Annotated in this window: 12 protein-coding genes; 1 reads left to right on the top strand and 11 read right to left on the bottom strand. The window is 30.5% G+C overall.

Annotated features, from left to right (window positions below):
• Nucleotides 1–218 precede the first annotated feature (218 nt).
• On the top strand, nucleotides 219–1112 hold the full coding sequence (locus tag BN2665_RS23815; RefSeq protein ID WP_055669581.1) for an RNA methyltransferase: 894 nt from the start codon (nucleotides 219–221) through the stop codon (nucleotides 1110–1112).
• An 89-nt stretch (nucleotides 1113–1201) separates the two neighbouring features.
• On the opposite strand, the gene BN2665_RS23810 is transcribed toward BN2665_RS23815, so the two are convergent.
• The 11 genes from BN2665_RS23810 to BN2665_RS23760 all read right to left on the bottom strand — a co-directional run bounded on the left by BN2665_RS23810 (nucleotide 1202) and on the right by BN2665_RS23760 (nucleotide 13246).
• Nucleotides 1202–2206, bottom strand: coding sequence for a ketoacyl-ACP synthase III (locus tag BN2665_RS23810; RefSeq protein ID WP_055669580.1), 1005 nt, complete (start codon nucleotides 2204–2206; stop codon nucleotides 1202–1204).
• A gap of 188 nt (nucleotides 2207–2394) precedes the next feature.
• Nucleotides 2395–3759, bottom strand: a complete 1365-nt coding sequence (locus BN2665_RS23805) for an MATE family efflux transporter (protein WP_055670049.1) — start codon at nucleotides 3757–3759, stop codon at nucleotides 2395–2397.
• Nucleotides 3760–3899: 140 nt separating this feature from the next.
• A complete protein-coding gene (abc-f, locus tag BN2665_RS23800; protein ID WP_055669579.1) occupies nucleotides 3900–5654 on the bottom strand; it encodes a ribosomal protection-like ABC-F family protein in 1755 nt (584 codons plus the stop codon).
• A gap of 551 nt (nucleotides 5655–6205) precedes the next feature.
• Nucleotides 6206–7948, bottom strand: a complete 1743-nt coding sequence (locus tag BN2665_RS23795) for a methyl-accepting chemotaxis protein (protein WP_055669578.1) — start codon at nucleotides 7946–7948, stop codon at nucleotides 6206–6208.
• Between the two features lie 286 nt (nucleotides 7949–8234).
• Complete coding sequence (locus BN2665_RS23790; protein WP_055669577.1) at nucleotides 8235–8546, bottom strand: hypothetical protein; 312 nt, start codon at nucleotides 8544–8546, stop codon at nucleotides 8235–8237.
• A gap of 147 nt (nucleotides 8547–8693) precedes the next feature.
• Entirely contained in the window at nucleotides 8694–9542 is an 849-nt protein-coding gene (locus BN2665_RS23785; RefSeq protein WP_055669576.1) for an undecaprenyl-diphosphate phosphatase, read from the bottom strand.
• 150 nt (nucleotides 9543–9692) lie between these two features.
• Nucleotides 9693–9983, bottom strand: coding sequence for a CD3324 family protein (locus BN2665_RS23780; RefSeq protein WP_055669575.1), 291 nt, complete (start codon nucleotides 9981–9983; stop codon nucleotides 9693–9695).
• A gap of 518 nt (nucleotides 9984–10501) precedes the next feature.
• Nucleotides 10502–10993 (bottom strand): GNAT family N-acetyltransferase, encoded by a 492-nt coding sequence (locus BN2665_RS23775; RefSeq protein ID WP_055669574.1) that lies wholly within the window; start codon nucleotides 10991–10993, stop codon nucleotides 10502–10504.
• Nucleotides 10994–11008: 15 nt separating this feature from the next.
• Entirely contained in the window at nucleotides 11009–11815 is an 807-nt protein-coding gene (locus BN2665_RS23770; protein ID WP_055669573.1) for a GNAT family N-acetyltransferase, read from the bottom strand.
• Between the two features lie 77 nt (nucleotides 11816–11892).
• On the bottom strand, nucleotides 11893–12786 hold the full coding sequence (locus tag BN2665_RS23765) for a GNAT family N-acetyltransferase (protein WP_055669572.1): 894 nt from the start codon (nucleotides 12784–12786) through the stop codon (nucleotides 11893–11895).
• Between the two features lie 25 nt (nucleotides 12787–12811).
• Complete coding sequence (locus BN2665_RS23760; protein ID WP_055669571.1) at nucleotides 12812–13246, bottom strand: GNAT family N-acetyltransferase; 435 nt, start codon at nucleotides 13244–13246, stop codon at nucleotides 12812–12814.
• Nucleotides 13247–13350: the final 104 nt, after the last annotated feature.

The following is a 13350-nucleotide window of genomic DNA, read 5'->3' as shown; positions in this document are numbered from 1 at the left end:
TAACTAACTATATATAGATCAATATTTTTTTAATTATCTCCAGTTTTCTCATAGATTTTAAAAATTTAGTTATTATTTTCTTCATTATAACCTTCAAAAATAACCATTCACTGTATTCACATATTTTAAGTAGACCTTTCTCCTAAGATGCCTTATTTCTTTTTCCAAACCTTTGTATTATAATTTATAGGTAAAAAGATTAAAGAGAGGTCATCAAAATGAGTTATGAATTTGAAGATTTAAGCAAATATACACTGCCAGATAAAGAAGCTATAATAATGGGAAGATATAAAAAAGATCTTCTTTTCGCTGGCAAGCAACATGCTGTTATAAAAAGAATTATAAGTTTAAACAATAACAGCAAGCCTAATCCAGAAAAATTAGCAGTTATTGAGGGGATTTGGGCTTTAAGTATGGCTATGCAATATAATATAAAAATAAAATATTTAGTAATCTGTATAGAAGATATTATAGCCATAGAAGCCCAAAAGCTCATTGATCAGTATGTAGAAAAAGCTGAAAAATGTTTTGTAGTTTCAAAGAAGGTTTTTGAAACTATCACCGAGAAAGGAAACTCCCATGGTCTTCTTGCCGTATGTTACCTCCCCATGAGTTCCTTTGAAAATGTAGAATTAAGGGATAAGAACATAGTTTTAATATTGGACGGTTTAGAGATACCTGGAAACATAGGTACCATTCTTAGATCCGCAGATGCAACTAACGTAGATGCTGTTATTATAAATAATAGAAAGACAAGATTAAACCATCCAAAATTAATAAGAAGCAGTATGGGATCATGTTTCAGTGTGCCCGTAATTGAAAGCAATGCTGAGGAAACCATAGAATGGCTAAAACAAAATAATTTTGAGATCATACTAACGGATACCCGTGCAGCATCTCAATATTATGAGTTGCCTTACAAGAATAGAGTAGCTATAGTTATGGGAAGTGAGAAATATGGAGTTTCAGAAGATTGGTATAATACTCCTTATACTGGAGTATCTATTCCTATGCTAGGAAACTGCGATTCCTTAAATGTTGGTATTGCAGCAACTATCATATTATATGAGGCTACCTTAAAAAATAGCGGAAAATTAGATAGAAATATTTAAGAATTCAATGAAAAATAACTAGTCAAATATAGAATAGCCACATTGACTAGTTATTTTTTATATATTAATTATAAGTTAATTTAAAGTAATTACATTTTCCAAAGTAGTGAAACGCAAGTAAAGCCTGAGCCTACAGAGCACATAATTATTTTTGAATCCTTTTTTATTTTACAATTCTTTATAGCATGGTGCATAGCAAAAATAGGACTTGCAACCCCTGTATATCCATATCTATCACCTATATAAGTAAATTTATCTGGACCAACCTTAAGCCTTTGAATTATTTCTATAATGTGTGACCTGCAAAACTGAGAGAATATATAATCATCAATGTGATTAGCCTCCAAGTCATTATTATGTAGTAATTGATTTATAACATTGTTCCATATTTCAATTATGTGGTCTCCTCTAAAGGTAGGGTCTGTCCACCATTTCTTATCTAAATCATTTATATCTTCTCTAGTTATTTTTGAATAGCCACAGGCTGGCATTAAAGCCATGTTATGATGTTTGGCATCAGTGTAATAAGCAGATTCAACTAATCCTCTTTCTTCATTTTCCTCCATAGCCTCTAATACAATAGCACCGGCTCCATCCCCAAATCCTGAATAAGCCATAGGATCATCCGGCCTAGCAAAGGATGCAATCTTCTGACTTCCTATTAATAATGCTTTTCTTATTCTTTTATTACTCTTCATGAACCTACTAGCATTATCCAATGCAGTGATAATTCCTACACAATTATTATTCATATCATATACCACATGGGCATTAACTGTACCAAGTTCATTACTTGCCTTAATAGCGTTGCAGGGTGCTGTATACTCCGGCGTGTCTGTAGCAAAGATTATCATATCTATCTCTTCCGGTGTAGTTTTTGCATTACCTAAGGCTTCTGCTGCAGCCTTCGCCCCCATAGTGATTACATTTTCCTCTTCATTACATTTATATCTTTCATCTCTCCCAAGATAAGAAAGCAGCCCTCTAATATCAATATCCTTCTTCTCATAATAATTAATAAAATAATCATTTAATACCTTATTTTCTGGATGGTAAATGCCTGTCCCAATAATATTTACATTGTAATGCTTCATAAAATCACTCCATTCTAAAATAAATATTTTTTCTAAAGATTAAGATTATTTTTTAGGGCCTTATGTTAATTAGTAATAATTCTAACATATTGTTCCTACAAATTAAACAAAAACAATCCACAATTTTAGCATATAGCCTAAAATTATGGATTGTTTTACACAAAATTAATATTCTATTAAACTTTTCATTAACCTTGAGCAATCACCTTGCTCTGCCAATTGTCTCTTCTATACATTAAATAGCCAAAACCACATATTATTAGATTGCTAAAGCTCATAGAAAACCATATACCTGCCGGTCCTACATTAGTAAAATACTTAAATAAGAGTATCATGGGCAATCTTACAAACCATAACCGCCCAATTTCCATAGCCATAGAATATTTGGTATGCCCAGAGCCCTGAAAAATTCCTTGAAGTACACTAAATATCCCCATAAGAGGCATGGAAAAAGAAATATACTGAAGATAAGTTATACCCTGAGAAACGGCTTCCGTATTTTCCTTTGATTGAAAGAAAAAATGGATTATTGGTTTATCCCATAATAATAAGGCTATACATCCTACTACTGAAAAACCTATGGTTAATTTTAAAGACTTTACAAAAGCTTCTTTTACTCTATATATTTGGTCATAGCCTAAATTTTGCCCTACAATAGAAGTGAGGGCCGCTCCTATACCCATAGCTGGCTGCATTATCAACGAAGTAATTCGATTCACCATGCCAAAGGCTGCCATAGTAGCATTACCATAAGACAATATAAATCCATTAAGTATCACAAATCCTAGGGCTGAACCAGATTGTCCTATTGAAGAAGGCAAGGCCACACTAATTATTTTATGAACTATACCTTTATCAAACTTAAATTTTTTAAAGCTCGGTCTAATTATTGAAGAACCCCTAGCTAATATAAACAATCCAGCCATGGCAAGCAATGCTTTTGAAATTAAAGTTGCAATGGCGGCTCCTGCTATACCCATATTAAAGGTAAAAATAAATATAGGATCTAGCACTACATTGAGCACAGCACTTATAGCACTTAGTATAGTAGGCTTTAAATTACTGCCTTGAGCATTCATAATAGAATTAAAACTAAAAAACAGAAACATGAAAGGCATATCTAAAAATGTAATTTTTAGATAGATTTCACTGTACTCAGCTAATGCTCCAGTAGCCCCCATTTGCTTTATTATAAATGGAGTCATAATATATCCTATAATTGCAAAAGAAACTGAGCATATAAGAGACATAATTATTAGCTGGCTGGCATATTTATTTGCCTCCTCATATTTTGAGGCACCTATAAATTGAGAGAGCAGAGCAGTACCAGCAATAGAAATACCTATTCCCACAGATATAAATATAAAATTAACAGGCCATACAAAAACCGTAGCCGCAAAATGATCCTCCCCTAACTTAGCAACCCAAAGTCCATCAGCTAAATTATAGAGAGTTTGAATAAGATTATTCACCATAATTGGTAAGGCTAATGTTATAATTACTCTATACAAGCTTCCATTTAAGATTAAGTTTCTTCTTTCTTCTGATCTCATTAAATTCACCCTATCCCAAATTATTTCTGTATAAGGCATCTCAAAAGTAAACATTTAGAGATGCCTACTATAGCATATAAATTATACATTAATGAAACTTTATTTAACACTAACAGAATTATTAATCTGTGTTGTATTAGCTATAATTTACCTTTCAAAATGATTAATTCATTAAATCTTTTATCTAACTCTTCATATTGAGAAGTCCCTGGATTGAACTTACTCAATTCACCTAGTATATAAGCAAGCTCATTTTCAATTAGCATTCTTTGTTCTTTAATATCTTTTTCATTTCTACTGCTTTGATTTTTTCTTTGTTCTTTATTTAATTTCTTATTTTCAAGATTATCTAGATATTCCTTAGGGCTCTCTGTTATTTTAATTATTTTGTTGCCTTCAAAAGCTAATATTCCCTCACATATATTCTGAATCATATACCTATCGTGAGATACTAAAATTATAGTTCCATGGTAATCCTTTAAAGCTTCTTCAAGCTTTTCCCTACTATATATATCAAGATGATTTAATGGTTCATCTAATATTAGTAAATCATTTTGCTTAATTATTAATTTTGTCATTCTAACTCTTGTTATTTCTCCTAGACTTAAGGTATTAAGTCTTTGATAAACCATTTTTTCATTAAAGCCCATGTTTGCTAGAAGGGTTCTTACTTTTCCCTGTTCTTCTCTAGAATTAATATCAAAAGCGTCCATAATCCTAAGCTCTTTATCTATATCTAAAGCCTCTTGACTCAAATATCCAACGGATATAGAATTGCTTATAAATATTTCTCCCTCATCTAAACCCACTTCACCTAGTAATATTTTTAAAAGAGTAGTTTTACCACAACCATTAGCTCCAAACAGACCCATGCGTTCTCCTCTTTTAATATAGAAGGAACTATTTTTAAATAGCACTTTATCATTAAAGCACTTGCTTATTTCCTTAGCTTCGATTATCCTATTGCCCTTAAGCTTAGCTTCATCAAACATAAAACTTATTTTTTTATCTTCTTCTGGCTTTTTTACTCCTTCCAAATCAATTTTTTCTAGTCTTTTTATCTTAGACTTTATTTGCTTATCCCTTTTCTTAGCTTTAACTCTAAAATATTCTTTCTTTCCTAATCCTGCTACTTCCTTTTTCCTTGAATCTCTGTGAGCTTTATCAGACCAATCTTTAAGCTGATTGATTTCTTCTTGAATCTTTGCCTTTTGAGCCTCTTGTATTTCAAATTCATGAAGCTGGCTTTCAAATCTACATTTCTTCTCTTCCTTATAAAAACTATAATTTCCATAATAAGTTTGAGACTCTCCATTATTTATCTCAATAATCTTATTTACAGTTTTATCTAAGAAATACCTATCATGTGATATTATTAATATGGTACCTTTATACTTTTTCAACTCCTCAATAAGCCAGCTCACCCCAGAGTAGTCCAAATGATTAGTAGGTTCATCTAATATTATAAAATCAGGATTTTTAGACCATATATTAGCTAAAGCTAGCTTCATCTTTTCTCCGCCACTTAAGTTGCTTATTCTGTATCCATCCAAAGTGTTAATATAGGCAATACCTAAATGACTAGATAACTCCTTAAAATACTTTAAGTAACCTTCATCCTCACTACTCAAATATTCTCCGCTCCATTTTCTCTGAGAGTACTGAGCTGATTGGTATAAATACCCCAAGTTTATATCCTTCTTGTGCCAAAGAATACTTCCCTGGTCCGCTTGCATATCACCATAGATAATATTAGCTAAAGTACTTTTGCCTGCTCCATTTATACCTACCAATCCAATTCTATCTCCTAGAGCTATATCAAAATTGATATTCTTTAAAATAGTATCTTCCCCAAACTCTTTCATTATTTTTCGACAACTTAATAGTACTGTCATAAATATCACCTCATTTTTCTTTTTATAATTTAATTTAAAGGCTTCATTTATGAGCTAAAAACACAAAATAAAAAGACCGCTAACGAACATAGTCCATTAACCGCCTATAAAATCAAAATTTAACAACACTTACTAATACATATAAATAATATTATATGCTGTAAGATAGTTATCAAAAAATTCTATAAAAAAACTGTGTATTAAAGCACAGTAAAAATTACGATTATTGTTTATTTTACTAATGTTCTTAACTCATACCATGATTAAAAGACCCTTCAAAAAAGTGACTGACACTAAGCTAAAGGTTAATCTTTCAAGCACATATATTCAATTGAATTATTTTGTTAAGAACACTCTATACATTTCGTTCTCCCTTCAACATTAATAAAATTTAATATTAGCAAAATTTAAATATATTTTACAGTTTTATGCTAACATAGTTATCTTTTAAAAGCAACTATTTTTAAATTTCAAATATAAAGGCAATGTTTATTAAAAAGTTGCGAAGATTCATCGCAACTTTTTAAAAATCTATCCTCTCATTATTTATGCTAATAATTCACCTTAAACTTATCTGTATTTTCTGTTAAGCTTTCAACTACCTTTCTTAAATTATAGGAGGAATTAACTATTTCTTCAGTAGAGGCTAATTGCTCTTCAGAGGATGCAGCTACTTCTTCAGCACTAGCTGCAAACTGTTCGCTTAGCTGAGCTATATCTTCAATAGATTCTCTAACTTCATTAGTATTTTCTATAACTTGCTCTGCCTCTTTTGATAAAGACTCAATATCTTTTACTAAATTATTTACTACTGTCTTTATATCATCAAAGGAATTCCCTGTTTCCCTAATATTTCTTACACCTTCTTCAACCATTACCATGCTGCTATGCATGGTTTTTACTGAATTATCCACTCCCTTTTCAACTTGGTTTATTAAAATTGAAATTTCTTTTGCAGCATTAGCTGATTGCTCTGCTAGCTTCCTAACCTGATCTGCTACTACAGAGAACCCTCTGCCTGCCTCTCCTGCTCTAGCGGCTTCTATAGCTGCATTTAATGCCAACAAATTTGTTTGCTCTGCTATACCATCTATTAGCTGCACAATTTTTATAATTTCAGCAGATTTATCTGATAAAAATTCTATAGTATCAGAAGTCTCGCCAGTTATACTATTAACTTTATTCATATGCTCAATAGAGTCTACTACTTGTATATTTCCCTTGCTAATATATTCAATAACCTTATTTGCATTTCCGTTCATATTTTTCACATTATCATTTATAGTATTTATCATGGTAGCTAGATAGTTGATTTTTTCTTTAACACCATCTACTTTAGTAGCTTGTTCCTCAGCTCCACTAGAAACATATTGTATGGACTGTCCTACTTCATTGGCAACCTTTCCAATTTCACTAGCTGAGTCTGATAAGCTGTTGCTGCCCTCTCTAACAGCACTTACGGTTTTCTTCACATCTAAAACCATATTTTCCAAATTTAATTTTAAATTTATAATAGCTTTATTTAAAATTCCTAATTCATCTTTTCTATGTATTTCTTTAATGGAATTGCTAAGGTCGCCTTCAGCCATAGCTTTTACTTCATTACTTATTCTTACAATTGGTGAAGCTAAGTTCTTAGAAAATAATAGTATAACAATGAGTCCAATTATTAATGAAGCTCCAAAGGTTATCATAAATAGGTATAGTATTTTATTAGCTCCTTTATTATAATCCATCATATAGGAACCAGCACAGACAATCCATCCCCACTTCTTGTCCATCTCCTCATAGGATATTTTCTGAGCTACCTTACTTTTATCATTAGGTAACTCCCATTCATAATAGGTAAAGCCACCACCTTTTTTGGCTTGTTCTATTTGATCTTTTACAAGGTAAAAACCATCTTTAGTTTTTACATCGATTACATTCTTTCCTTCAAGAGTTGGATGAGCTACTTCTGTCCCCTGCTCATCATATATTATAAAATATCCGTTATCACCTAAATTTATATTTTTATTTATTGATCTTTTACCTTCAGCATTTTTCTCTCCTAATATGTAAACTTTAACAGCTTCCTTAGCCTGCTCTTCTGATATACTTCCTCGCTCTACTTCCTTTTGTTTAGCGTCTATTAATTGCAACACCTGCCTAACTCCATTTTTAAGAATTAGTTTTCCTGAATTGTCTAGTTCCGCTTTTGCAAATTTGTAACCAATAAAACCAATAATAAAGCTTGGAATTGCTAATAATAGAGTTGTAATAATTATCATCTTAGATCTTATGTTTAATTTCACTATAGCCACCTCCCCAATTATGTTTATATTATCTCATATTTCGATTAAATAATCTTCATTATATTAAATCTTTATTTATTTTGTTAATTTTATTAATTTTGTTATAATATAATGTAAATTTACTATATTATTCTTATTGCAAACCTACTTAAAATTTAAAATCTACATTGTCTCAAAAACCTTTTTCTATATTAAAAACCTCCGTATTATAAAATACAGAGGTTTAATAATTTAATTGTAAAATCAAATTATAATAAAACAATATAGTATTAATTTTTGATATGCACTATTTGCCTTTTAGGGCTTTTAGACGTCCCTTTACATAGTTTAGAAGTTCATTCTTATTATCTTTTACTTCCATAGGAGCGCCGGATACTATACTTATGATATCTAATCTATTTCCTTTAATTTCACCTGAAATTTCATAGGCCAAGCATCTATTTTTCATTTTCCAGTATATACTATTAAATTCATCGGATTGACCTTTGGTATAATATCCTTTTTCAACACCAAACTGAAATAAGTCTGCTGCCGCTTCTAATTCTTCTATGTTTTCAACTTGTAAAGTTTCGTCAATAAGTTCCTTAAATGCTTTCATTAATAATACCACCCCTTTTAATGAGATAAGAATATTTTAAACTTGTACTAGGATTTATATACTGGATTATTATAGTGCTAATACCAAGTTATTATTTTATCATTTTAGAGGCAGTATGAAAAGAAAAATTTTTTTAATAAAATGTTTTTAATAAAACACACCTAAAAATCCAGCCACTAAAACCACCACTGCAAATATCATTCTATATACTGCAAAAACTGTCATTGGCTTTTTCTTTAAATATGAAATAAACTTATTAATTACCATTAAAGCTACTAAAAATGAGACTATAAAACCTACGGCAAGAGAAATCACTTCTGCAGATGTGAGAGTAAATATTCCACCAATCTTTAAAAGCTTTAAAAAGCTCATTCCCACCATAACTGGCATAGCTAGAAAGAATGAGAACTCTGCTGCTACAACGGTAGAAAGCCCTGCTACCCATCCTCCAATAATGGTAGAAGCAGAACGAGACATACCTGGAATTATGGCTAAGCATTGAAATAATCCAATTACAATTGCTTGCTTTGCTGTAACCTTTAATTCCTGGGTTTTTAGATTATTATTTCTAAATTTATTCTCAGCATATATGATCCATATAGCACCTAAAAATAAAGTTATAGCTACAGATATTGGATTAAATAAATACTTATCAGCTAAATCATCTAGTAAAACTCCGAAAATACCACCAGGAATACAAGCAATAAATATCATGAACCAAAATTTAAATCCAGAATTTTCGTATCCAACTTTTTTAGGAAAGAAATTTATAAGAGTATCTTTTATTTTTCCCCAATAGAGTATCACCACAGCTAATATAGCTCCAAGTTGTATCACATAGGTATACATCTCTACATACTTTGGATTGGTGCCTTTAAAACCTATTAAATTTTGAAAAATTACAAGATGCCCTGTAGAGGATACTGGTAAGAATTCCGTTATCCCTTCTACAATTCCTAATATTATAGATTTTATTATAAAAAATATTGTTTCCATGTTAATCACCTTTTTCTAGTTTATTCTTTTTAAATTATTTAATTAATCAATCATATTATATTTCCAAAGGATAGAAATTTCAAGCTATAATAAAAAAGCGACGTTGGTCGCTTTTCTATTTATTGTAATTCTATATTTTTCATATTATATCTAAACCTTAGCCACATTTTTTAAGCCGCCATTGATCTTAAAAATAATTTTTCTTATACTATCTTCTGAAAGATTATACTTGTGCGAAAGCTCAATAATCTTCATTCCATTTTTATAAAAATTATATATTTCTAAATTTCTTTCTTGGATAACTTGTCGAGTACCATTGCTTTCTCCCCAAGCTTTTCTGCACTCAGCTTTAGGTATATAAATTATCTCTCCCTGGATATATTTTTGTAACTCCTTTAATAGAGCTCCAGGCAAAATATCCTTTCCATTCTTGTAACACAAAATAAGACCACTCCTCTTTATTTTCAATGTACGTGAATAAAACCTTAGAATTTGCCATTAAAAACACCTCCTATAAATTTTTAAATTAGCCTTATATTTTTGGACATAAAAATCCCGTGGAAGAATAACCATCCACGGGATTCGAAATATTTAAATTATAAATTAAACAAAAAAACAGGATAAGCCCCTGTTCATAATCTAAAATTTATTTTACTATATTTCAGATGACGGCTATTATTATTTTCAAAGGCACCACAAATAAAAGGATAACCATCCTTTTTTATAAACTCATTAATCATTAATGCCTTCGAAACTATTCAGTTATTTACAATTCACCTCTAATTTGATTATTGAATATAACATTAAAACACTTCCTTTCATCTAAAATATTTGTTTTTTACTACATATCTAATATATTATATAATACCTGTATTGTCAATATTTTCTAAGAATAATCAAGATTTATAATATAATATTGGCTCATATAAATTACATTGATACACTCTTTAAAATTATGACTATTCCTTCAAGCTTTCCTTTGTTATCTCTAAATATGTTTCATACTCTTCAAGAAATTCAGGTCTTTTTTTACTAATGAAACCAAGTCTTTCATAAAGTTTAAGAGCCTTTTCATTTTTAGGATTTGGCTCCACATAGGCTCTACTAGCCAAATCTTTAGTGAATACTTCACTAATAGCATAGCTTAAAGCATACCTTGCTATTCCTCTTCCTTGAGCATATGGAAACAATTTAATGTCTAAGGCTGCTAAATCATTATTTTTATCTACTGAATAAAAGGTTTCTCCGCAAAAACCTAATTCTTCTTCATAGATAGAATAATGCTTTCTAAAAATGTCTTTATTAACAGTTTTAAGCCAGTTTTCCATCTGTTCTATGTTCACATTTAATCCATTAGGGAAGCCTACGTAAAACATCACTTCCCCAGCATTCCATAAATTCATTACATTTTGCAAGTCCTCTCTAGTGGTTTCTTTAATCAAAATTTTCAATTTAGTTACCTCCAGCTATTTTGCCATATTTATTTGTCCTCTCTCAGCTTTTCTCTTATACCCAAACTTTCCATATAATTTTATTGCCTTGATATTATCTGCATCACAGGCTAAAAAGCTTCTTTTTGCGCCTTTGGCAATTCCCCATTGGAAAGCTTGTTCTATTAAGGAATATCCAATTCCTTTTCCCTGGTAAGCAGGTGCTACTGCTATCTCTCTTAACCATAGCACTGGACCTTTTTCACTATCAAAACCATAAATATTTAAGCAGCATACCCCAATAATTTCATTATTCATAGCAGCTACTAATATGCAAGAATTATCCCCTTCGTTCCATTCCTTCACCCATTCATCGCTTTCTCCCTTAAAACCTCTACTGTAACCATTACAGGAACGAAGTACCTGTCCCGCATTTCCATATTCATTAGCTTCTATTAACTTTACATTATAAGAAGTTGATGGTTGCACTTCCATATTTGATAACTCCTGAGCCCAAAAATCTACCCACTCACTAACTACCTTAAAGCCTAATTCTTCCATTTCCTCTGCAAATTCTGAAGGAATAAATTCTAAAAACACCCTTTTAGCTTTAACTCCTCTATGTTGAATAATATTTAGTGCGCTGTTTATACCTTTGAAAAAACTTTCCTTACTATCAGCGCCCCAAAATATCTCTATTTCTTCTGGCTTTTCTTTTGCGATGAATAAAGAATCTTCACCAGTAAAAACATTTTCTTTAGATGCTTCTCCTATATCTTCCATATCCTTATACATTACAGAGTTATACTCATAACCTTGAGCTTTTTCTAATAAATTTTCCATATTTACCCCCCATTATATTACAATAAATTCATTATATTCTTATATAGATGTATAATACAACTATCAAGTATCTTAGCTTATAAATCTAATTTTAAAACTAACATACTACAATCCATTCTAAACCCTTCTTCAATAAGTGCTTTTTCTAATGGATAATTTTTTACATCAATATCTGCAATTACTTTTTTTATACCATTTTCATTTAAAATTCTTATACCTTCTATTATTAAATCCTTTACATATCCTCTGCCTCTTTTTGCAGGCACAACACCAATATAATTTATGGCACCAACATCATCATTTAATTTTTGAGGCACTACTAACCCAATAAGTTCATCATCACGGGTATATGCTAATTTCCACCAGTTGTTGTCAAAATGGATATCTTTTAAGAGATTAAAATAATTTATAGCAGCTTGTTTACTTCCAAATTCTCCAATGCATTCTAAATCATCACTATCTAGTGTACCCTCAGTAACTTGTTCAATAGCATTAATATACTCTTCAGAATTTACTTCTTGTAAGCTTTTTAAAAATAATTTTTCGGATATTTTATTAATATAATTTCCCTTTTCCCACACAAAGCTTTTCTTTTCCTGAGTGACATCAAAGCCAACTTTTATAAAAGTTTGTACATATTTTTCAAAAGCATTTTTATCAGAATAAATATGGCATCCCACTCTTTTAAAGCCTTCTGATTTCATTTCTTTTAAGCTATCTCTTAAGAGTTTTTCTAAAACCTCTTCACTTATTTCTTTAATATTTATATCTAAAATTACTAATTCATTATCAAAGACACCATACGCTATATTTCCCTGGAAATCATTTTTGTCTTCAATGACGAAACACCACTCTAATTTTGTTATTCCTTGTCCTATCCATGATAATAAGGTCTCGTTAAAACCCTTATCTGACAACTTCAAATTTGCAAAAGTCTCTATTTCTGTCTCATTTATATTTCTCGTTCTCAATATAATACCCCCATATAATCCAAAACTAATACTCTAATATCATGATATGTTCCTTGCCAAATACCTGTCCATTGAACTCAAATCCAAAACTCTTATATAATTTAACTGCATGCTCATTTTCTTTTTTCACACCTAAAAAAATCTTGTTATGGCAGTTATCTTGTTTTATAATCTCTAAAAGTTTTTCTAATGCTTTTTTTCCGTATCCCTTACCTTGATATCTCTCATCAATCATCATGCGATAAATCCAATATTCCCCATCATCCTCATCGATGCAATACATTATAAAACCAACCATGATATTATCATCATATACAGCCATTGGTATACATTCTGGTTGCACCTTTGATTGGGCTATTGAAATTGCATTAGATGTGACAAAATCAACTTGCTCTTTACCCACTGAAAGCTCAATGCATTCCCAAAAATTCTCTTTTGTGATATCTTTAAATAATACCATTATTAACACCCCCGTACCCCTTCTTATATATCTAATATTCAGAAAATATCAAACTTCAAAATCTATATTAAACGAGGTCATACAAATTAATAGAGGAGGTATAA

The sequence above is a fragment of the Desnuesiella massiliensis genome (genome assembly GCF_001403615.1).
Classification (GTDB): Bacteria; Bacillota; Clostridia; order Clostridiales; family Clostridiaceae; genus Desnuesiella; species Desnuesiella massiliensis.
The sequence above is the reverse complement of the archived record's forward strand: the minus strand, read 5'-3'. Positions and strand labels throughout refer to the sequence as shown.